At 71.0% G+C, this 21372-nt stretch carries 18 protein-coding genes and 1 riboswitch; of the genes, 4 read left to right on the forward strand and 14 right to left on the reverse strand.

Annotated features, from left to right (window positions below):
* Positions 1 to 82 precede the first annotated feature (82 nt).
* The 3 genes from ACZ5K7_RS27225 to ACZ5K7_RS27235 all read right to left on the reverse strand — a co-directional run bounded on the left by ACZ5K7_RS27225 (position 83) and on the right by ACZ5K7_RS27235 (position 1788).
* Positions 83 to 385, reverse strand: a complete 303-nt coding sequence (locus ACZ5K7_RS27225) for a hypothetical protein (RefSeq protein WP_468917354.1) — start codon at positions 383 to 385, stop codon at positions 83 to 85.
* 23 nt (positions 386 to 408) lie between these two features.
* Positions 409 to 1230 carry a maleylpyruvate isomerase family mycothiol-dependent enzyme gene (locus ACZ5K7_RS27230; protein WP_468917090.1) on the reverse strand — a complete coding sequence of 274 codons (822 nt, stop codon included), beginning with the start codon at positions 1228 to 1230 and terminating at the stop codon, positions 409 to 411.
* Between the two features lie 69 nt (positions 1231 to 1299).
* The gene (locus tag ACZ5K7_RS27235) at positions 1300 to 1788 is read right to left on the reverse strand and encodes a TetR/AcrR family transcriptional regulator (protein WP_468917341.1); all 489 of its coding nucleotides are present in this window, start codon (positions 1786 to 1788) and stop codon (positions 1300 to 1302) included.
* A gap of 195 nt (positions 1789 to 1983) precedes the next feature.
* Here ACZ5K7_RS27235 and ACZ5K7_RS27240 point away from each other — a divergent pair, with 195 nt between their 5' ends.
* A complete protein-coding gene (locus tag ACZ5K7_RS27240; protein ID WP_468917092.1) occupies positions 1984 to 3432 on the forward strand; it encodes an aldehyde dehydrogenase in 1449 nt (482 codons plus the stop codon).
* A 354-nt stretch (positions 3433 to 3786) separates the two neighbouring features.
* On the opposite strand, the gene ACZ5K7_RS27245 is transcribed toward ACZ5K7_RS27240, so the two are convergent.
* The 10 genes from ACZ5K7_RS27245 to ACZ5K7_RS27290 all read right to left on the reverse strand — a co-directional run bounded on the left by ACZ5K7_RS27245 (position 3787) and on the right by ACZ5K7_RS27290 (position 16414).
* On the reverse strand, positions 3787 to 7107 hold the full coding sequence (locus ACZ5K7_RS27245) for an NACHT domain-containing protein (RefSeq protein WP_468917095.1): 3321 nt from the start codon (positions 7105 to 7107) through the stop codon (positions 3787 to 3789).
* Entirely contained in the window at positions 7104 to 7454 is a 351-nt protein-coding gene (locus tag ACZ5K7_RS27250) for a trypco2 family protein (RefSeq protein ID WP_468917098.1), read from the reverse strand. Before ACZ5K7_RS27250 ends, ACZ5K7_RS27245 begins: the two co-directional genes overlap by 4 nt.
* 39 nt (positions 7455 to 7493) lie before the next feature.
* Positions 7494 to 7790, reverse strand: coding sequence for a hypothetical protein (locus ACZ5K7_RS27255; protein WP_468917100.1), 297 nt, complete (start codon positions 7788 to 7790; stop codon positions 7494 to 7496).
* Positions 7787 to 9754, reverse strand: a complete 1968-nt coding sequence (locus ACZ5K7_RS27260; protein WP_468917102.1) for an alpha/beta hydrolase domain-containing protein — start codon at positions 9752 to 9754, stop codon at positions 7787 to 7789. The genes ACZ5K7_RS27255 and ACZ5K7_RS27260 overlap by 4 nt, the downstream gene beginning before the upstream one ends.
* Positions 9751 to 10791 carry an LLM class flavin-dependent oxidoreductase gene (locus ACZ5K7_RS27265; RefSeq protein ID WP_468917104.1) on the reverse strand — a complete coding sequence of 347 codons (1041 nt, stop codon included), beginning with the start codon at positions 10789 to 10791 and terminating at the stop codon, positions 9751 to 9753. Before ACZ5K7_RS27265 ends, ACZ5K7_RS27260 begins: the two co-directional genes overlap by 4 nt.
* Before the next feature lie 13 nt (positions 10792 to 10804).
* Positions 10805 to 12505, reverse strand: a complete 1701-nt coding sequence (locus tag ACZ5K7_RS27270; RefSeq protein WP_468917107.1) for a dipeptide ABC transporter ATP-binding protein — start codon at positions 12503 to 12505, stop codon at positions 10805 to 10807.
* On the reverse strand, positions 12502 to 13425 hold the full coding sequence (locus tag ACZ5K7_RS27275; RefSeq protein ID WP_468917109.1) for an ABC transporter permease: 924 nt from the start codon (positions 13423 to 13425) through the stop codon (positions 12502 to 12504). The genes ACZ5K7_RS27270 and ACZ5K7_RS27275 overlap by 4 nt, the downstream gene beginning before the upstream one ends.
* A complete protein-coding gene (locus tag ACZ5K7_RS27280; protein ID WP_351696511.1) occupies positions 13422 to 14381 on the reverse strand; it encodes an ABC transporter permease in 960 nt (319 codons plus the stop codon). Before ACZ5K7_RS27280 ends, ACZ5K7_RS27275 begins: the two co-directional genes overlap by 4 nt.
* A gap of 3 nt (positions 14382 to 14384) precedes the next feature.
* Positions 14385 to 16004 (reverse strand): ABC transporter substrate-binding protein, encoded by a 1620-nt coding sequence (locus tag ACZ5K7_RS27285; protein ID WP_468917111.1) that lies wholly within the window; start codon positions 16002 to 16004, stop codon positions 14385 to 14387.
* A 236-nt stretch (positions 16005 to 16240) separates the two neighbouring features.
* A complete protein-coding gene (locus tag ACZ5K7_RS27290; RefSeq protein ID WP_450971956.1) occupies positions 16241 to 16414 on the reverse strand; it encodes a putative leader peptide in 174 nt (57 codons plus the stop codon).
* A riboswitch (SAM riboswitch) is annotated at positions 16393 to 16506 on the reverse strand. It overlaps the preceding gene by 22 nt.
* Positions 16507 to 16889: 383 nt before the next feature.
* Between ACZ5K7_RS27290 and ACZ5K7_RS27295 the strand changes: the two genes are divergently transcribed.
* On the forward strand, positions 16890 to 18386 hold the full coding sequence (locus ACZ5K7_RS27295) for an MFS transporter (RefSeq protein ID WP_468917114.1): 1497 nt from the start codon (positions 16890 to 16892) through the stop codon (positions 18384 to 18386).
* 120 nt (positions 18387 to 18506) lie between these two features.
* Here ACZ5K7_RS27295 and ACZ5K7_RS27300 read toward each other — a convergent pair whose 3' ends face one another.
* Positions 18507 to 19280, reverse strand: coding sequence for a winged helix-turn-helix domain-containing protein (locus ACZ5K7_RS27300; protein WP_468917117.1), 774 nt, complete (start codon positions 19278 to 19280; stop codon positions 18507 to 18509).
* Positions 19281 to 19483: 203 nt separating this feature from the next.
* On the opposite strand from ACZ5K7_RS27300, the gene ACZ5K7_RS27305 reads away from it, so the two are divergent.
* Both ACZ5K7_RS27305 and ACZ5K7_RS27310 read left to right on the forward strand, forming a co-directional pair.
* Positions 19484 to 19564 (forward strand): putative leader peptide, encoded by an 81-nt coding sequence (locus ACZ5K7_RS27305; protein ID WP_351697228.1) that lies wholly within the window; start codon positions 19484 to 19486, stop codon positions 19562 to 19564.
* 169 nt (positions 19565 to 19733) lie between these two features.
* A complete protein-coding gene (locus ACZ5K7_RS27310; RefSeq protein ID WP_468917119.1) occupies positions 19734 to 21371 on the forward strand; it encodes an ABC transporter substrate-binding protein in 1638 nt (545 codons plus the stop codon).
* Position 21372 lies beyond the last annotated feature (1 nt).

Consider the following 21372-nt stretch of genomic DNA (forward strand, 5'->3'; position numbering starts at 1 on the left):
ACGGTCACATCGGTCACGCCCGCTCGCCTCTTCTGGCCGAGCGGGGTTGGGCCGAACGGGGTGTGCCGGGGCGTACGCCGGGTCAGCCGGCGAAGACGGCCCGCGCGGGCCGGACTGGGCGGACCGAGAAGACGATTCCGCCGACCTGGGCCACGATCCTGTCCTGCACCAGCAGAGGGTCGGGCACGGTGGGCTCGGCGGCGGGCCCGGGGTCGGCCACCTCGGCCGTGCTCCACCGCTGGGCGCCGGTGCGCCCGTCGAGGTCGAGCAGCCGGCTGTCGTACAGCGTGGCCGTCCACGGGCGCTCGGCGTCGGGGGCGGCGTCCACGACGGGCGCGGTGAACGCGCCGCTCACCCGGCGGGCCGCCGCGACGGGATTCCGCACGTCCCCGGCGGATCGCCGGGTGGTCAGGGGGCGATGAAGAGGGAGGGGAAGCGGGGGGCCAGCCAGGGCTTGCGGCCGGTGGCGAGAATCTGGCCCCGGGCCATGGCCAGCCACGGGTTGCGGCGGCCGAGGGCGATGAGGAGGAAGGCCACCGGATCGATGACGATCGTGCAGTCCGGGCGGTCCCGCGGTTCCGGAGCCACCCGCACGGCGCCGTCGGCGAGTGTGACGCCGAAGGCGCCGCCACCGCGCAGCCGGATCGTGTAACGGGCGGTCAGTCCGGCGACCGCCGAACCGTCCACCACGGTCGGCATCACCGAGAGCATGAACGGCATGCACAGCGCGACCCGTTCGGCGTCGAGCATGTGCGGGCGCCGCAGCGCGCGGGCGAGATCGTAGCCGTGGCCCAGCATGTGCGTGAGCAGGTAGGAGGCGAGGACGGACCGGTCCATCGAGCCGAGCGGGGTGACCGGCGCAGGTCCGTCCGCGGTCGCGGCCAGCGCGTCGACACACCGTGCGGCCTGCTCGGTGATCATCGTCGCCAGCGGCTCGGCCCGGCGCTCCCCGAACGCTGCCAGCGACTCGGCGTTGGCCGCCGCCAGGCTCCGCGGTGTGCCGTCCCCGTAAGGGCGTTCCCGGCCGAGAGCGAGGTCGGCCATCAGCCCGTTGGCCAGCGCCAGATGAGCGGCCGCCTCACCGACCGTCCATTGCGACCCCGGTACGGCGACACTCGTGTCGGCCACGCCGTCCAGCACGGCCGCGATGTCGTCGCCGGTCCCCCGTATCGCCTGCCCGAGTCCCGCGGGCAGCGCCCCGCGGACGTCCTGCCGTGCCGCCTGATCCATGTCGGTTGCTCCCGTTCTACCGGGCGGTACCCAACCAGACGTACGGGCGCACCACAAGACCCGTGGCGCTCAGCGCGGGCCGAGGCCGCGCAGGAAGGTGTCGACGACCACGTCGGCGGCCTGGGCGGCGCTGAGCTCGGGCAACTCCTGCGAGGCCAGGTGCATCAGCTGCGGCAGCAGTGAACTCGCCCACGCGAGCGGGAGATCCGCGCGCAGGAGCCCCTCGTCGGTGGCGCGCCGCAGGAAGTCGTCGACCTCCCCGATCAGCGCGTCGCGCCGCTCCCGGATCGCGTCGTCGGCCCGCAGCCGGGTGAGTTCCACCGGCCACCTGCGATTGACGCCGATGATCTCCTCGACGTACCGGTGCAGTGCCACCGCGACCGGAGCCGCACGCAGCCTGGCGTTCTCCACGGCCCGCTCGACCGCGTCGTACCGCGCCTCGTAGATGGCCGTCAGCAGCTCCTCGCGGGACGCGAACCGCCGGTAGACGGTCCGCCGGTCGACGCCGGCCTCGGCGGCGATCGCGGCGATGCTCGCGGCCGGATCGGCGGCGAGCATGCGGGCCCCGGTCGTCAGAACCGCGTCCAGGTTGCGTGCTGCGTCTGCTCTCACCCGCCGAGCATAGCCCGAGGTGTGGAACCTGACTCGTCTAGTGACTCACAAGTGTGCCTGTCATGGCTCTAAGTGCTACATTGATGTGACAGATGTGACGGATAAAGAGTCGCTTCGCTCGACATCCTCAGGAGAGGGCAAATGATCACTTACGACCGTCTCTTCATCGGCGGATCCTGGGAGGCGCCCAGCGACCCCGATCTGCTCGACATCCGGTCGCCGCACGACCAGGCGGTCATCGGCCGTGCCGCACAGGCCCGGCCCGCCGACATCGACCGTGCCGTGGCCGCCGCCCGGGCCGCCTTCGACCAGGGCCCCTGGCCGCGCACGGCACCGGCGGAACGCATCGCCGTCGTGCGGCGTCTGAACGCGCTGCGCGAGGACGGTGCCGAGCGGATCGCCGATCTCATCTCGGCCGAGAACGGCTCGGCCGCCTGGTTCACCAGGGCCGGGCAGCCGGGGCTCACCCGGCAGGCCGAGGCCTACCTCAGGGCCGCGGAGAACTTCGGCTGGGAGGAGGAGCTGGAGTCCGGTTCCGCGGTGCGCGCTGTCGTACGCCGTGAGCCCGTCGGTGTCGTCGCCGCCGTCATTCCCTGGAACTCCCCGTTCTCGGCGGCCATGGCGAAGATCATCCCGGCGCTGCTGGCCGGCAACACGGTCGTCCTGAAGGTGTCCCCGGAGAACTCGCTGAGCATGGGGGTCCTCGCCGAGCTGCTGGAGCGGGCCGGTCTGCCGGAAGGGGTGATCAGCGTGCTTCCGGCCGACCGGGAGACCAGCGAGTACCTGGTGTCCCACCGCGACATCGACAAGATCGCGTTCACCGGCTCGACCCGGGCCGGGCGCCGGATCGCGTCCATCGCGGGCGAGCAGCTCAAGCGGGTCAGCCTGGAGCTGGGCGGCAAGTCGGCCGCGATCATCCTGCCGGACGCGGACGTCGACCGGGCCGTAGGCGGCCTGAAGTTCGCCTCCCTGCTCAACAACGGCGAGTCGTGCATCGCCCAGACCCGCGTCCTTGCCCCGCGCGGCCGGTACGACGAGGTCGTCACCGGCCTCAAGGATCTCGTGGAGTCGCTCAAGGTCGGCGACCCGGCCGACCCCGACACCTTCATCGGCCCGATGATCCGCCGCGACCAGCAGCAGCGCGTGCGCGACTACATCGAGATCGGCATCATGGAGGGCGCCCGGCTCGTCACCGGCGGCCCCGGGATCCCGCCGGGGCTGGAGAACGGCAATTACGTGACCCCGACCGTGTTCGCCGACGTCGACAACTCCATGCGGATCGCCCAGGAGGAGATCTTCGGCCCGGTCCTCGTGGTCATTCCCTATGACGACGAGGACGATGCCGTACGGATCGCCAACGACTCGGAGTACGGGCTCTCGGGTGGCGTCTGGTCCGCCGACGAGGCGCACGCGCTGGCGGTCGCCCGTCGACTGCGGACCGGCACGGTCACCGTCAACGGCGCGGCCTTCTCCTTCGACGGCCCGTTCGGCGGGTACAAGGCCAGCGGGATCGGCCGCGAGTACGGGGCGGTGGGGCTCGCCCAGTACATCGAGCACAAGACGGTCACGTCGGCGGCATCGGGTGCCTGAGCTGGGGCGCTGCCGGCCTGGGCAAAAGCTCTGACGTCCCGTCAGTGGTTACCGTGACTTCCCTGGATTTCCCGCGCGAGTGTGCACTGGTTGTGCACTGAGGGCGGCGCGGGTGGGGGTCAGGTGACCAGGAGCGAAGGCATCGCAGGTGACCCTCGACGAGCATGTCACCGCCGCCCGGTCTTCGTCTGGATCCACGGTGGCCACGACAGTGCATGTGGGCCTCGCAGCCGGTGGACGACGGCGTCGGCCCGGGGGCGAAGGGTTGAGCCCGCCAGCCCCATGCGGGCGTCCCCGAGGACGCGGAAGAGACCGCGTCGCGCACCCCGCTCTCGCTGCATTGGGGGCGGCGCCTCAGCCCCATTTGATCCGTTCCCTGGCGAAGTTTTCGGTGCCGCGGATACCAGGGTGGTTTCGTGGCACGCCGAGGAGCTGTATCCGCAGGTCGGGCATGCGCTCGAGCCCCGTCAGATCGGCTTCCCAGTCGAGACCCGAGAAGCCGAGGGTAAGGCGGCGCAGGGCCGGGAACGCGGTCGGCAGACCCGTCAGGTCGACCTCTTCGCGCCTCAACTCTCCGTAACTGCCGTGGATCATGAGGCCGAGGTGGTTCACCCCGCCGTGGCCGAGGCAAGAGGGCACGGTGAATTCGCGTGCCGTGCACGAGACGGACAACTGCGTGAGGGCCGGCAGGTCGCGGAGCGAATCGATCCCTTCCACCGCGGAGCCGTTGAGCCAGAGCTGGGCCAGGCTCGTCCAGCCGGCGACATGCGCCGACCAGTCGAGGGGCATGGATGTGAGCGCCAGATCCCTCACCCCAGGCAGCGCGGGAAGGGTGAACCGGAACTCTCCGTACTGCCGATTGGGCATGAGGATCATGGAGGCGATGAACAACGGGTCACTGGTAGCCGGCGCGATTCCAAGAAGCAGGCTGGTCAGCCCCTCTGCCTCGCGAAGGAGGTCGAAGGATTCGGTGTCCTTGAGGCCGGTGGGGGTCCAGTTCAGAAGACTGGTCCGGTGCCTGTTGGCGAAGGAAACGACCTCGGCGAGAGGCATGGCCCTGCGCACCGTCAGGCCGTCGACCGAGCCCAGGACATGCGCTTGGTCGAGTTGCTCGGCCGAGTCGGCCCACAGCCGGGAGACGTCCAAGCCGGCGAGTACGGCATCGGCGTATTCCTGACCCGGGCAGTTCTCCCATATGCCGACGAGTACAGAGGCGAGGTTCTTCCGCTGCTCGAACGGCATCTGGGAAAGGAAGGCGAGAGCTTCGGAGCCTCCCAGCCTGCCGGCCAACTGGGCGGCGCTGCGACAGAGGTCCATGTCCTGCCAGTCGAAGTCACGCTGCAGAGCCGAGAGCAGGTCGGGCCCGACCGAGGCGTACTGGTCAGTGTCATGCGGCAGACTGTCGTCCTCCGACCCGCTGGGCTGAGCAGGGGCCTTCTCCGGGCCCGCGGTGAAAGACTTGCTCTCTTCCTTCGTCGCGGCCCGGAACGTCTTGGCGACCCCCGAGATCAGCGCAGCCCGGTCCTCCTCCTCCATCTGCACCGCGTAGGGAATGCACGCTGCCGCGGCCATGCGCATACGCGCACGCTGCCTCCGGTTGGTCACCCGCCGTGCCTTGCGCCGCATCTGGGCGACGAACTCACGGGTGTCGGCAAGATTGCACTGGCTCATGGCGAAGCGCAGGACGTCGTCCCACATCTCGTCCCCGGCGTGGCTGGCGAGTTGCCCGAAGGAGCGCTGGGCGACCAGGTCCGTGGCCGCGAGGTAGTCCTGGAATGTGCGATGACTGAAGCGCAGGGTGTCCTCGGCCGGGGCGACCAGAAGTCCGCTCCGTTCGTGCAGGGCCTTGCGGATCTCGCTGGGGGTATGGGCGCCGGGCTCCCGTCCCAGACTGGGCAGTCGGCTCTGCACCTTCTCGTCGAAGCGCGTCAGGGTGATCTCTCGTTCGCCCTCCGCTGTCAGGTAACCGGCGATCCAGGAGAGAACCGCTCTGCGTTGATCGATGTCCAGGCCGGGCAGTGGCTCGGGCACCTCACGGTCCGCGTCGCGCAGGCCGAGCATCATGTCGACGGTCCGCGCGTACAGCTCCTGCCGGAAGCGCGGGAGCCGGGTGCCGTGAACCTCGTGGAGCTTGCACAGCACCGCGCAGAGCAGCGGGGTCGCGGCGAGCGCGGAGAGGTCCGACGACGCGTTGATGTGGCGGGTCAGAGAGATTTCGTAGGCGGAGAGACGGGCGATCCGCCGCTCGCGCTCCTCTTCGCCGAGCCGTGACGAGTGCACTCCGAGGATCGCCGCCTGGTGCCACTTGTGGATGAGCTCTGCCCGTTGGTCGGCGTCGAGTTCAAGGAGCTTGAGCTCGACGAAGCCGAGCCTGGCAGGCGGGGACCAATGCTGCAGCGCCTCCGGGCGCCCGGTGACGATGACATGCAGGGCGGGGAACTCTCGCAGGAGTTCGCTGATCCAGCGCAGCACTCCGTCCCGGTGGCACTCCAGCACCTCGTCGAGGCCATCGACGAGCAGGAGCACCCTCTCCTGTTCGAGCATCCGGCGAACCCACCCGTCCGGCGGAGCGGAGTCGGTCGCCAACCCGCTGAATTCGAGGAACTTCCCAGGCCGCGGCGGAACTCCCTCCAGTCCCTCGATCCGTTTCCATCTCGGCGCGTACATGTCGCGCAGGCGCAGCAGGAAGGGAACCCGGTCGTTGAACGGCTCGAGTGCGCCCTTGCACGAGCCGCGCGCCATGGAGACGGCAAGCCACTCGAGCAAGGTGGACTTCCCGGCCCCTGGGCTGCCTCGCAGCAGGAGCCGTGTGTTCTTCGCGATCAGAGGCTCGACGGGTCTGGACTGCTCGGCCGTCGACGACAGGCGGAGCAAGGGAACACCCGCACGGAGACTCACGTACGCGTGGTCGATGCTGATGTCGTCCGCGAGGTGGCCTTGCATACCGAGCCCGAACAGCTCGATGTGCCCGTAGCGGCGGATCGCCTCCCTGCGGTACGTGTCCAGGAACGCGGCGTCCCGGGCGTCCGACTCGGTGACCGGCGGTGAGGGCCGGACGCGGAACAACGCGTCCGCGAGCGGCGACCCTTCGAATACGGCACTGATAGGGCTCGCCTCGAGCCGGGAGTGGTTCCAGCCCGTCGAGTCGCGCACGACGACTCCGATCAGCCACCGGCCCGCGTGGAACACCGGTGCACCCGACATACCGCTCCACGGCTCCGGGCCCGTCGGCGGGTGCCCGTCAAGTTCGAGGGAGAGGTAGCCATGGTTGTCCGCGCTGTTGGGTGCCACCCGGAACGCGGCCTCGAGCGGGGCAACGCCTGCGGCCAACCGCGTCATCACCGCCGGCAGCCCCAGGGCCGAGCAGTCGTCGAAGCGCGAGTCGGGTGCCAGCTCGCGCAACGCCACGGGACCCAGCTCACCCGGTACGGCCAGGTCCTCGGCCGTGAGGAGTACCGCGATGTCCTTCTCGATCCGCAGAACCTCGGCCGTCGTCACCCGCAGGGTGTGCAGCCGACAGACACGAAGATCCTCAGCCGGGACGTCCTCGACCACGTGGCCCGCTGTCACGACCACGCGGCTGTTGAGGAGGTACCCACTGCCACGCACCCGGTCGTCTTTCGTGGTGAGGGCGACCAGGTGGGAGCGGCTGGGATGGCGGACGGCAGCGGTCATCGGACGATGCGGTGGCCGGGCGCGGTGTTGCGGATCTCGGGGCTCTCGCCGGTGGTGGCCGACACGGGGGTGAGGTTGAGCGTCACGCGATGGGTGTGCGCCCTGGATCGCCTGCGCTCCGCGTCGGCCGTGACGACCCACGCCCTGATCCCGCCCTTGGCGGTCCGGTCGCGGGTCAGCGAAACAGCGAATTCCAACTCGATCGGGCCCACGCGGAAGTGAATGTCCGAGTCGGGGTCGGATGCGGCCGCTTCGGTGATCTGCGCGCGGAGCGCCTGTACGGCAGACACGAGCTCGACGGGGGCGTCACCGGGACCGTTGTCCGGCTCGGCGCGAGAGAACCACATCTCTTCAACTCCTCGCACAGCCACAGTACTTGGATCACATCATGATGAGCCCCGTGACGTGGGCCAGCAAGACTGTCCATCGCAGGTGTTCTGTGGGCCTTCGTCCGATGTCGGTCTGAGTCGTTTTGATGCTGCTTTGGAGGTGGCCGATGTCGGCGGGACGAAGCTGAACCGACCGGGTTCGGACTCGGGTTCGGTGCGGATGCGGCGGGTTGCCAGGCGTTTGAGCTTGGCACGGATGCCTTCGATGTGCTGCGGCTCGGTGCCGGCCGGTTCCAGCACGGTCTCGTGCACCAGCCGCTGCCGCGCCTCAAGCCTGTCCAGGGCGTTGCTCACGGCAGTTCGAACCGGTGGCGCGGGGACGACCAGTCGGCCGCCGTCGCCACCGCGCGGTCGACGTCCTCGGCCAGCAGGAACCGGCGCGCCACGAGGTCCGAGGCGGCGGCCCTGATCGCGGCGGCGTACCCGGCTGCGTCCTGGTGGCGTTTCTGGACGCTCGGGCGGGGGTCGCCGGTGACCAGACGCTCGTCCTCCGTCGCGGCGAAGGGGAACGTGGAGCCGCTGAACTCGTGCAGCGCGCCATGGCCCTGCCCGGGAGCGCGGGTGTTCCAGCCGGTGTAGGTGGCGAGCGGGACGGCCACCATGGGCGCGCGGACGCCCGCCGTCTCGTTGCCGTCGGCGTCGACGGCCGGGACCAGCACGGCGTAGCCGCGCGTGCGGTCGGCGACCGGCGGCACGGCCGAACGGTCCACCGCGTACAGCTCGTTGGGTCCCTGTGGGCGCAACGCGCCCGGTACGGCCGGGAACCGGCGTGACCACTCGGCCGCCGTCACCAGCGTGCCGTCGGCGACCGTCGGCACCGCGCTCGGCGGCGGTTCGACTCCCTCGCTCACCCAGGCGTCCAGCGCCTCCAGAACGGCCCGGAAGAGGGCGGAGGTGGCGACCACGTTCTCGGGGTGGTTGCAGATCCCCTGCGTGGGGGCGCCCATCGCCGGATCGGCCACGTGCTGGCTGGAGGACCACAGGTAGCCCCGTGCGTTGGGCGGGAACCCCAGGTCCCGGCCGTCCGTCGTGGTGTGCACCAGCGAGCCCCGGCGCTGCCAGTACTCCGTCGAGGTCTGCGTGTGCAGCACCTTGGGGTCGCTCGCCCGCTTCATGATCGCGTCACGTGCGCCGGTGAGATGGTCCGTCGTCTCGGCGTAGGCGAACGGGAAGGCGTCGGCCGCACTGAGGTGGTCCTCGTACTGCTGACCGCCCGGAACGGTCAGGTTGGTGAAGCGTGCGACGCCCAGCCGGCCGGCGCCGGAGACATGCGGGAGCAGCCCGTCGAAGACGCGCCTGCCTTCGAGGTCCTCGTTGAAGCCTTGGTGGATGAAGTCGCGGATGGCCCGGCCGGTCTGCGAACGCCCCCATCCGTAGGCGTACTCGACGGGGCCGGCGGGCCGGGCGGGATCGTGGCGCAGGTGGCTCACGAGATCCCGGACCGCCACCAGGCCCAGTCCCAGGACGAGCGGATCCTCGGCCTCGTAGGTGAGTTCGTAGATCCAGCCGGGCCGGAATCCGCCGTCGACGTGGAGGTCGTGGCGGCTGGGGACCAGGGCCGTGGACCGTCCCTTCAGGTCGTTGCCACCGCCCTGCACCCGGGCGAACCGCCAGGTTCCCGCGGGGAGTTCCTCCGGCGGGCTGTGCGCGTAGCGCCGCCGGGTGAGCCGTGCGGTGTGCACACCCCGCTCGCTCACCGGGGACGACCTGGTGCTGGACCAACGCGACAGCGGCAGCGACCCGGTGTGCTCCTCCACGATGAACTCGGCCGTCGTCAGCCCGCGTACGGGCCGGCCGTCGTCCTTCGCCACCGGCAGGTCCAGCAGCAGCCGTCCGTCGCCCGGCAGCAGGTCGCCCTGCCAGGCGCCGAAGAGGACCGTGTACCCGCGGCGCAGCAGATAGCCGTTCCCGGCGTCGGCGAGCGTCCGCGGCCGGTTGGTGTGCGGGGCGTCGCAGAAGTACTGCACGGCCCGCTTGTTGCCGCGGTTGCCCCAGTCGAAGAACAGGCGGCGGCGCCCCCCGCCGACCGGCCGCAGGATCTCCACGTCACCGCTGAAGCGCACCAGGCCGGTGCCGTCACACGGTGCGAGACCGAGGTCGGGCACGGCGCGGTGCGCAGGGGCCTTGGGGTCGACGGCGTAGTGCGCGGTCGCGGTGACCACCTCGTACGCCCCGCCCTCGGCGAACCGGTGCCCGTCGGCGAACGGCTCGCGCGTGCGCACCTCCAGCCGTACGGCCGGCTCCCGGACGGCAGTCAACGGACCGCCTCCTGAACCGTCGGCACGACGGGCCGCCAGCCCAGCTCGGGCGCGACCAGGTGCCGTACGTCGTGCAGGATCTGCTCGTACTCCTCCCGGTGGAACTCGTACGGCAACTCCAGGCGCAGCTCGGACACTTCGGCGAGCACCGGGTCGGCGGTCAGCCGCTCCAGGATCTGCTCCGAGGTCCCCACCACGTCCGGGGCGAACAGGATGCGCTTCGGGCCCTGCGGTGCGAGGGTCCGCTCGTGGCGGGTCGCCGCGTACGCCCGGTAGCGGGCCCGGGTGGCCGCGTCGGCGCTGTCGAGGGGCACGACCACCCGGCCCAGGGCCACCCGCGGCACCCGGTCCGCCGGCAGCGTGCGCCGGTATGCGGAGAGCAGGTTCAGCTGGGCCGTGGTGAAGTCGTCGGTGTCCTCGCCGGTGACGATGTTGCCGGACAGCAGACCCAGGCCCTGCTCGGCGGCCCAGCGCACCGAGCGCAGGCTTCCGCCGCCGTACCAGATGCGCCGCGCCAGGCCGGGGTTGTGCGGTTGCAGACGGGGCCGCTGGACGTTGCCCGGTGAGTGGATGACCGTGTCCGGGCCGCCGAGGTAGTCGCCGCGCAGGTTCTCCAGGACCCGGGCGATCCTGCCGTACGACAGGTCGAAGCCGCGCCAGTCGCCGTCGTACACCAGGTCGCCGAGGAGGTCTGCGTGCGGCATGCCGGTGCTGAAACCGATCTGGAGCCGGCCCCGGGACAGCACGTCGGCCAGCGCCAGGTCCTCGGCGAGCCGGAAGGGGTTCTCGTAGCCGATCGGGATGACCGCGGTGCCGAGTTCGATCCGTTCGGTCCGCTGCCCGGCCGCGGCGAGGAACACGGCCGCCGAGCCGACGCCGTGTTCGAGGTGGCGCTGCCGGATCCAGGCGCCGTCGTAGCCGAGCCGCTCGCCGTACTCGAACAGCTGGAGGGTCTCCTCCAGACCCGGGTAGGGGTCGTCGTCCGCGAAGTTGCCGGGGGTCAGGAAGGCCAGTGAGGTGATGATCGGAGTGCTCATGGGTCGCCGGTCCTCAGCTCGTGGTCGTCTCGGCGGCGGGGGAGGGGGCGCGCCCGCCCGGGATCGCCGCCAGCAGCTCGCGGGTGTACGCGTCGCGGGGCTCGGAGAACAGGTCCTCCGGCGGGCCCGTCTCGACGACCCGTCCGGCCCGCATGACGGCGACCTGGTGCGCGATCTGCCGTACGACGGCCAGGTCGTGGGAGATGAACAGGTACGCCACGCCGGTGTCCGCCTGCAACTCGGCCAGCAGGTCAAGGACCTGGGCCTGCACCGACACGTCGAGCGCGGAGACGGGTTCGTCGCACACCACCAGGTCGGGGGAGAGGGCGAGGGCACGCGCGATGGCCACCCGCTGGCGCTGTCCGCCCGACAGCTCCGCCGGGCGCCGCTCCAGCGTCGCGGCGGGCAGCGCGACCCGGTCGAGGAGTTCGCGGGCGCGGTCGAGCCGGGAGGTGCGGTCACCGACCTTGAACGCCCGCAGCGGCTCGGTGATCACCTCGCCGATGGAGAAGCGCGGGTCGAGCGAGGCATAAGGGTTCTGGTAGACGAGCTGGGCGCGCCGGCGCAGCTGTCTGACCTCGGCGCCCTTGGCGGTGGTGACGTCGGTGCCGTCGAACAGCACCTGCCCGGAGGTCGCCTCGGCCAGGCGCAGCACCAGCCGGGCGGTGGTGGACTTGCCCGATCCCGACTCCCCGACCAGGGCGAGGGTCTGGCCGCGCCGCAGGGTGAGGCTGACGTCGTCGACCGCGCGCAGGGTCCGGGCCTCGCCGCCGGCCCGCGGCAGCCTGAACTCCTTGACCAGGTTGCGTGCCTCGACCAGGGGAGCCGCCGTGTCGGCCGGGGCGGTGGAGACCGGGGTACGGGGGCGGGCCGTGGTCAGGCTCGGGGCGGCGGCCAGCAGCCGCCGGGTGTACGCGTGCCGCGGGTCGGCCAGGACGGCACGGGTCTCGCCCGCCTCGACCACCTTGCCCTGCTCCATGACCACCAGCCGCTGGGCCCGGTCGGCGGCCACCCCGAGGTCGTGGGTGACGAGCAGGATCGCGGTGCCCGACTCCTCGGTGAGGTGCTGGAGATGGTCGAGGATGACCCGCTGCACGGTGACGTCGAGCGCGCTGGTCGGCTCGTCGGCGATGATCAGCCGGGGCTTCGCGGCGATGGCGACGGCGATCAGGGCCCGCTGCCGCATGCCGCCGGACAGCTCGTGCGGGTACTGCCGGGCCCGGACGGCCGCGTCGGGCAGCCCGGCCCGGTCAAGGACGGCGATCGCCTCGGCCGCCGCCGCCCGGCGGGTCGCCAGGCCGTGGATGCGCAGCACCTCGGCGACCTGGTCACCGATCCGCTCGACCGGGTTGAGCGAGACCGTCGGATCCTGCGGGACCAGCCCGATCTGCGCGCCCCGCACGGTACGCAGCTCCGCCTCCGACAGCGTGGCCAGGTCGTGCCGGCCGAAGCGGACCGTACCCGCGTCGATGGTGCCGTTCGCCGCAAGCAGCCGGGTGACGGCGTGTGCGGTGGTGCTCTTGCCGGAGCCGGACTCGCCGACCACGGCGGTCACCTGCCCGGGCCAGACGTCCAGGTCCACGCCCCGTACGGCCGAGACCGTGCCGCCCCGGGTGCGGTACGACACGGACAGGCCGCGGATCTCCAGGAGTGGTGTGGTCACGTTCTCACCGTTCTCGCGTGCGTCACCGTTCTCGTGTGCGTCGTCGGTCATCGCTGCCGCGTCCATTCGCCGTCCAGCGCCCTGGCGATGCGGTTGGTGGCCAGCACGGTCGCGGCGATCGCCAGACCGGGCAGTGCGGTCAGCCACCAGGCGTTGGCCAGGTAGTTGCGGCCGTCGGAGATCAACGTCCCCCACTCCGGGGCGGGCGGCGGCGCGCCGTAGCCGAGGAAACTCAGCGCCGACACGGCCAGGATCGAGGAGCCGAAGTCCAGCGTGGCCAGGACGATCACCGGGCCTGCGGCGTTGGGCAGGACGTGCCGGCCGAGGACCGCGTACCAGCGGGTCCCGCAGGAACGGGACGCCTCGACGAACACCGCCTGCCGCACCCGCAGCACCTCGGCCCGCGCCACCCGGGCGAAGGAGGCGACGCTGGCGATGCCGACCGCGACCGCCACCTTCACCGTCCCGTATCCGAGCGCGGTGACCAGGGCCAGCGACAGGAACAGCGCGGGGATGGAGAGGAGGACGTCGACGAAGCGCATCAGCACGTCGTCCACCCAGCGGCCCACGAACCCGGCGACCACGCCGAGCAGGCCGCCGACCACGAACGCGACCAGGACCGCGATCAGCGTGGCCTTGAGGGAGAGCTGGGCACCGTGGACCACGCGGGAGAAGACGTCGCGGCCCAGTTCGTCCGTGCCGAACCAGTGACTTCCGCTCGGGCCGCGGAAGTTCTGGGACGGCACCCCCTTCAGCGGGTCCTGCGAGGTGAACAGATCGGGCCAGAAGGCGGCCAGCACCACCAGCACGAGGACCACGGCGGACACCAGCAGACCGGGGCGGCGCAGCAGGAACCGGAGCACCCGGCGGATGTCGGCGGGCCGCCCGGGTTCCGCCGGAGGTCCCGTCTCGACCGGCCGGGCGAGGCCGAGGGCGGCCTCGGCCTGGTCGTCGACAAGGCTCTGACTCATGCGAAGCTCGCCTTTCTGTCCGAGGCCACCACGATCCGCGGGTCCAGCAGCGGATAGACGAGGTCGACGAGCAGGTTCGTCGCCACGAAGATCAGCGCACCGAACACCACCACCCCCTGGACCAGCGGGATGTCCTGGGTGGTGACCGCCGCAGCGGTCACCCGGCCCAGACCATCGCGGGAGAACACCGTCTCGACCACCACCGAACCGGCGATCAGCTGCCCGACCAGCAGACCCACGACCGTCAGCGCCGGCAGCGAGGCGTTGCGCAGCGCGTGCCGCAGATGCACCCGCCACCGGCCGGCGCCCTTGGCCCGCGCCGTCTCCACATAGGCCTGGTCCAACGCGGTCAGCAGGCTCTTGGCCAGTACCTGGGCGACCTGCGCACCGGTCGGGATCGCCAGCGTCAGGGCCGGCAGCACCAGGCCGCGCAGCCCGTCGTTGCCGAACGCCGGGAACCAGTGCAGCCGGAACGAGAACAGCTCGACCAGCAGCAGACCCACCCAGAACGTCGGGACCGACACCCCCAGCGGGGGCAGCGAGAGCAGCAGCTGCCGCAGCCACCGCTGCGAGGTGTACGTGGCCACCACCGCGAGGCCGCCGCCGAGCACCACCGCCAGCAGCAGCGCGGCACCGGTCAGCTGGAGCGTCTGAGGCAGCGCGTCGGCCAGGGTGGAGGTCACCGGGCGGCCGGTGGAGACCGCGTCGCCGAAGTCCCCGCGCACCGCCCGGCCCAGATACTCCGCGTACTGCACCAGCACCGGCTTGTCGAAGCCGTACTCGTGCCGCAGCTCGGCGAGTTGGGCCGGATCCGTCTGACCCGAGTCCATCCCGGCCCCGGCCATCGCGGAGACCGGGTCACCGGGCAGGAAGTCCAGCACCAGGAACGACACCGTGTAGGCCGCCCACAGCACCCCGACCGCCTGCGCCAGCCGTTTGATCACATAGCGGCGCATCCGCTACCCGACCCAGGTGTCGTGCAGCTGGACGCGGCTGCCGGAGTCGAAGGTCAGGTCGTGCACCTTGTCCGAGACGCCCAGCTGGGTCTGGAGCTCCACCACCGGCACGTCGTACGCGTTCCGCACGATCAGCTGCTGGGCCTGAGCGACCAGCTGCCCGCGCTTCGCGGTGTCCGTGGTCGCGGCCTGTGCGGACAGTGCCGTGTCCAGCGAACTGGCGGGCAGGTGGTAGAAGTTGGCCAGCTGGGTGGAGAAGGAGCTGCGCAGGATGTCCGGGTCCGCGCGGGTCGTGTTCGCCCACACCACGTCGAAGTCACCGGACTGGAGCGTGGTGGCGAACTGGGTGACCGGAAGCTGCTTGAGCACCACGTCGATCCCGACGGCCTTGAGCTGCTGCTGGACCAGCTCCAGCGCGGGCTGATTGGTGGCGGAGTTGGGGAACCAGCTGATGGTCAGGGTCAGCTTCTTGCCGTCCTTGGTGCGGATGCCGTCGCTACCGGCCTTCCAACCCGCCTCGTCCAGCAGGGACTTGGCCTTGGCCGCGTCGAAGACCAGGTCCGAGGAGAGGTCCGTGTAGTCGGGCGTGGTGTGCGCCAGGATGCTGGTCGCGGGCTGAGTGCCGGTCGGGAAGACGGTGTCGGCGATCTGCTTGCGGTCGACGGCGGCCGAGATCGCCTGACGGACCTTCGTGTCCTTCAGCAGGGGCCGCGAGTTGTTGAGCCCCAGACCGAACACCACACCGGGGTTGGCCCGGCTCCGGAGGGCGACCTGGCCGCCCTTGAGCGCCGCCTCGTTGGCCTTGCCGACGCTGCTGATCACGTCCACCTGCCCGGACTGGAGACTGCCGGCCCGCACCCCTGCCTCGGGCACGACCTTGAACACCAGCTTGTCCAGGTGGGCCTCGCCCTTCTTCGACCACAGCGAGGAACCCCAGTCGTACCCGGCCCGCCTGTCCAGGGTGACCGACTGGTTCTGCACGTACTGCTTCAGCACGAACGGCCCGGAGCCGACCACGCCGTCACTGCACTTCTGCTGCGGGGTCTTCTTGACGCTCGCCGACGACTCGATGCCCAGCGAGTGGGTCGAAGTCGCCTGCAGGAACTGGGCGTTGGGCTGCTTGAAGGCCACTTTGACGGTGAGCGGGTCCACCACGGTGGTGCTCTTGACGCCGCTCAGATAGCCCTCGGCGAGGGTGCCCAGCGCACCGAGGTCCGGTACCGCGTCGAAGTTGTCCTTGACCACCTGCGCGGTCAGCTTCGACCCGTCGCTGAAGGTGACCCCCGACCGGAGATGGAACGTGAACGTCGTCGCGTCGGGGCTGATGTCCCAGCTCTTGGCGAGCCACGGCACGATCTTGCCGGTCTTCGGGTCCTGGTCGGTCAGGGAGTCCACGATCTGGCGCACCGAGTAGATGGTGTCGTTGCTCGCGACCTGCTGCGGATCCACGCAGCCGGCGTCGGATCCCACCGCGAAGGTCAGGGTGCCGCCGGACTTCGCCGGGCCGCTTCCGCCGCCGGAGCCGTGGTCGCCCGAACCGCACGCGGTCAGCAGGACGCTGGTGGTCAGGAGCGCGGCCAGGGGCGCCCATCGGGAAGGTCTGAAATCCGGGAGTGCAGTCACGGAGGGCTTTCTCCTACTCGTGTCACCCGGCACGGGGTGCCGGGCTTCGGGGCGCGAGGCACGGCCGTGCAGGGGCGTGCGGCCCCGGCCGGATCGGTGCCGGCCGGGGGAAGCGCTGTGCAGACGGAGGACGAACGGAGGGCAGGCGGACGACACCGGGGACCGGTGGCGAGGGGAAGGGCGGCGCGAAGGGGCCGTGGCCGGTGACGGAGGTCAGCCGACGGCAGGCGTGCCGGTCAGAGCCGACAGAGGCAGCTGGTCGAGCGCTTCAGGTCGATGTGGCGCCGACGTGAGAGCCGGGAGTACGCCGTGGCGTCGGCGGGGGAGGCAGCCGGGTGATCGCTGTGTCGCATGCCGGTCCCTCCTCGTCTCCGGCCCCGGTGACGGGGCCACGCGCTTGCGGGAGTCATCGGTGATCCCGCCGGGCTTTCACCTGGAGCACCCCACCGCGTGGGAGGGTTGCCGGTCAGCGAGCCAGGGCTTGACGCTGACACTCAATGCCGTTGGCGATCGTACGGATCGGTTTTGTCGTACGTCAATGCCGCAACCGGACACCCTGTTCGAGGAGACGCGACGTCTCACGTTGCGGGACGCATGGTGGACGCACCTTGTGCCCTGTGCTTTGATCCGGCCATGGAGACCGCAGGTCAGGCACGCACCGTGCTGCTCGACTCGTGCTGGGCGGGCCGTCGCGCCGACCAGTTCGACCAGACCTGTCGCTGACCACCCGCTCTCCTCGGCTCACTTCAGCTCAGCTCAGCTCAGTGCAGCTCGGCTCCTTCTCCTCGAAGCGCGTGAACACGCCGCGCGGCCCCTTTCACCGGCGCGTTCGTCGCGCGCCCCCCGACCGCCCCGCCGCAAACCGTCGGAATCGGAAAGAGAGGCATGGCCGTCAACAGCATCGCTCCGACAGGGGTGTTCGCCGCGCTACGGGTCCGTGACTACCGGATCTACTGGAGCACGGGCCTGGTGTCCAACATCGGCAGCGCCATGCAGGGTGTCGCGCTGGACTGGTTCGTCCTGACGCTCACCCACAGCGGAACCGCGCTCGGCTGGGTCGCCGGGCTCCAGTTCGCGCCCGTGCTGCTGTTCGGCCTGTGGGGCGGGGTCGTCGCCGACCGGTACGACCGCCGGACCCTGCTGCTGTGGACCCAGACGCTGTACGCGGTCCAGGCCCTGCTCCTGACGGTCATCGTGTTCTCCGGCCATGCCGCGCTGTGGCTGCTGTACGTCCTGTCCTTCGCGCTCGGCAGCGTGTTCACGGTGGAGAACCCCGCACGCCTGTCCTTCGTCACCGAACTGGTCGGCCGGGCCCTGATCCCGAAGGCGGCGGGCCTGAACATCCTGTCCCTGAACGCCGCCCGCCTGATCGGTCCGGCGATCGCCGGTGTGCTGATCGGGGCGATCGGAACCGGGTGGGTCTTCGCCCTCAACGCCGTGTCCTTCACCGTCGTCCTCGCGGGTCTGCTGTCGATCCGGCCACGGGAGCGGGAGAGGCGCGCCGGCTCCCGGCCGCCGTGGACGGGGGCGGGCGCGGAGGGGCTGCGCTATGTGGCGGCCCGGCCCGAACTCGTGGGCGTGTTCACCATCTTCGGTCTGGTCGCCACCTTCGCGGTCAACTTCCCCACCACGCTGACCCTGTTCGCCGGGCGCGTCTTCGACGTCGGATCCCGGGGACTCGGCCTCATGAACACCGCGCTGGCCGTCGGCACCGTCGCCGGGACGGTCGCCGCCACGCGCGGGGTCTCGCCCCGGGTACGGACGGTCGTCGTCGGCGCCCTGCTGTTCGGCGGTTTCGAGGCACTGGCGGCGGTCATGCCCACGTACCCCGCCTTCCTCGCCCTGCTGCTGCCCGCCGGCTTCACGTTGATGACGTTGAACACGGCGGTGAGCGCCTTCGTCCAGTCGGAGGTGAGCGACGCCATGCGGGGCCGGGTGATGGCGGTCTACACGGTGATCTCCATGGGCGGCAGCCCGGTCGGCGCCCCCGTCATCGGCTGGACCTCCCAGCACGCGGGGGTGCGCTCGGGGCTGGGCATGGGCGCGGCCACCGCAGTGCTGGCCGCACTCGGCGTGGCGCTGTGGCTGTCGCGCAGGGCACCCTCGACACCAGCCCTGCCCGGGTCGGCCCAGCCGACCGCGTCAGCTGCGTCGGCCGTGTCGGCCGTGTCGGCCGTGTCACCTGCGCCGCCCGTGTCGGCCGTGTCGCCCGTGTCGCCCGTGCCGGTCGTGTCGGCCGTGCCGGTCACGCCACCAGTACCGCCCGCCCCGCCCGTCTCCCGGTCCGCATCGGCGTCCGCGGCGGCGCCGACCGGTCGCTCGCCCTCCACCGATCACCAGCCGTCACGCGAACCGTCCAGCGGAGCAGGGCCCCATGACTGACCGTCACACCGGACTGCCCGGAACCGCACCGAATACCGGGGGACCCTGCGTGAGCACCCGGACCTGCCCCCGCTCACCGCCACACAGGCCGACTGAGCGAACGCAGGAGACACGGCCCCGTCAGCCGCTCTCGGCCGGTGCCGGTGTCGCGCGTAGGCGGAAGCCGACGCCTCGTTCCGTCGTCAGCAGAGCCGCGGCACGTGGGCCCAGTTTGCGGCGGATGCGGTGGATGTGCAGGTCGACTGAGCGGCTGCGGCTGCCCGCCCATTCGCCCAGCCCCGAGCGCAGGTCCTCCCGGGTGATGACCCGGCCGTTGCCGCGCAGCAGAGCGGTCAGCAGCCGGAACTCCAACGGGGTCAGAGCGACGGGAGCACCGTCCACCAGCATGCGCTGCCCGCCCGGGTCCAGGCTGATCGGAGACGGGGCGGCCGCCACGTAGGACCCGGGCAGCGTGCCGCCGGGCACCACCGGCAGGCCCGCGGTACGCCAGGCCTCGTAGCCGCCGACGATGTCGGTGGCCCGCACCAGCCCGAGGTCGTGCAACCCGGCGGCGGCCATGCTCGACATGTAACCCTGCGAGCACATGATGATCGCGCGCAGGGAGTGGTCGACGGCCTCCTCGATGCGCCAGGCGCTGCAGGGGTCCAGCCGCCACTCCAGCACGTTCCGGTCCATGACCAGGGAACCGGGGATCTCGCCCTCGGCGCGCCGCACCATGTCCGCGCGGACGTCCACCAGCAGCGCGCCGTCGGCGAGTTCACGGGCGGCGGCCGCCGGGGCCAGCCGCGTCAGACGGGTACGGGCGCGGACCAGCAGCTCGTCGATCGACGGGTGACCGGTGTCAGGCGCGCCGCCCGAAAGCCCTGCGGGCCGGATGTGCGCCGGTGACTGCATCGCGAGCAACTCCCGTGTCGTGCCTCGGAGACGGCCGGTGGTCGTCGGAACCGTGGCGGCGACAGCCGTCGGCGGGGCGCGGAAGCGCGCGGCGGGAGTCGGTCATGCCGGAAGTGTACGGGCGCAGTTTTGCGGCGGAGTTTCTCGATTCTGAAACAGATCCCGCATTGTCTGCCGCCGAACTGCGCTGTTATCAATGAGGGGTGACCGCGAACACGCCGCTGACCCGGAGGATCCACGTGGATCTGCTGCGCGTCGGCGCGTGCGCCTGTCCGCAGCGCTGAGGTATCCGACCGAGCGCACCGCGCCGGCCTTCTGACGGCCCTCGGCCCCACGCCTCTTCCCTTGCACCTCTCTTCACCTTTCACCTTTCGCCTTTCTGCCTGCACCGCACACGCCCGCGTACAGCTCCCCCAGGTTGTCCCGTGCCGCCGGTCATTCCCTGGAGAACCCATGCCTGCATCCGATGCCGACCCGCTGCCCCAGCACTGGCAGGACGTCCTGCCCGCCGTCCGCACCCGCCGCGGCTTCCTCGCCCTGACCGGCGGCGGCGCCCTGGCCGCCCTGCTCGCGGCCTGCGCGCCGAGCGCCGAGGACGACGCGGCGGCCGGTACGGCGGCTACGGCCACCGGCCCGGCCAAGCGCGGTGGCACCTTGCGCGTGGGCGCCCCGCCGCCGCCCACCGCCCTCGACCCGGTCACGGCGTACGACGGCACCGCGATCGCCCTTTTCCAGCTGGTTGCCGAATACCTGATCTGGCTCGACAAGGACTTCAAGCTGGTGCCCCGGCTGGCCACCAGGTGGACCTCGGACGCGACCGGCCGCAAGTGGACCTTCACTCTGCGCGAGGACGTCACCTTCTCCGACGGCACACAGCTCGACGCCGCCACCGTGAAGGCGTCCTTCGACCGGCTCCTCGACCCGAAGAGCAAGTCGGCGGCCCTGTCCGCCTTCGACACCGTCCTCAAACCGGGCGGCGTGACCACCCGCGGCGATTCGGCCGTGGTCTTCACCCTCGAACGGCCCTTCTCCGACTTCCCGTACCTGGTCTCGGCAGGCAACTACAACGCGGTGATCCTGAAACAGGACTACAGCGGGGACTTCACCGAGCAAGGCATCGGCACGGGCCCCTTCACCCTCACGTCGTACGACGTGTCGACGGGCGCCACCCTCGTCCGGAACCCGAAGTACTGGGACAGCCCCAAGCCCTACCTCGACGGCGTGGACGTCAAGTTCTACGCCGACGACCAGGCCGATCTCGTCGCCCTCCAGTCCGGTGACATCGACGCCCAGTTCCTCAGCAGGCCCGCGCTCGTCGAGCCCCTGGGGAACAGCGGGGGCGTCGCCGTCGACAAGGTCAGAGGCACCGGCGTCACCGTGCTCACCCTCCGCGTCGACAAGGTGCCCTTCGACCGGAAGGAGGTCCGCCAGGCCGTTGCCTACGCCCTCGACCGGCCCGCCGTGCGCCAGGCCGCCGGCAGTGGACTCGGCGACCTGGGCAACGACCACCTGTTCGCACCGCTGTTCCCGGCCGCCCCCACCGACATCGCGCAGCGCGCCAAGGACAAGGCCAAGGTCACCGAACTCCTCAGGGCGGCCGGGCTGGAGAGCCTGCGCTTCACCCTGACCTTCGACCCGCCCAGCAAGGACTTCGCGGTCACCGTCCAGAGCCAGCTGAAGGAGGTCGGCATCACCGTCGACCTCGACCAGCGCTCCTCGAAGGAGTTCTACGGCGGCGACCAGGCCAAGGACACGCCGTGGCTGTTCACCACCGCCAACCTGGTCGGCTGGGCGGGCAGAGCCGTGCCCAGCCAGTTCATCATCCCCATGGTGAAGAGCAACGGCGTCTGGAACGGTTCCAAGTACGCCAACAAGGCCCTCGACGCGGCCGCCGAGGCCTACGACGCCGCCACCAGCGACGCCGAGCGCCGCAAGCAGGCGGACATCATCGCCGGGGCCCTGCACGAGGACGTGCCGATCGTCATCGCCTACTGGAGCGGCGCGGCCCGCGCCTACAACAGCGGCAAGTTCCGCGGCGTGCAGGCCCACCCAAGCCAGTACGTCGACTTCACCACCGTCTCCAGGGTCTGAA

The sequence above is a fragment of the Streptomyces sp. NPDC031497 genome (assembly GCF_055580905.1).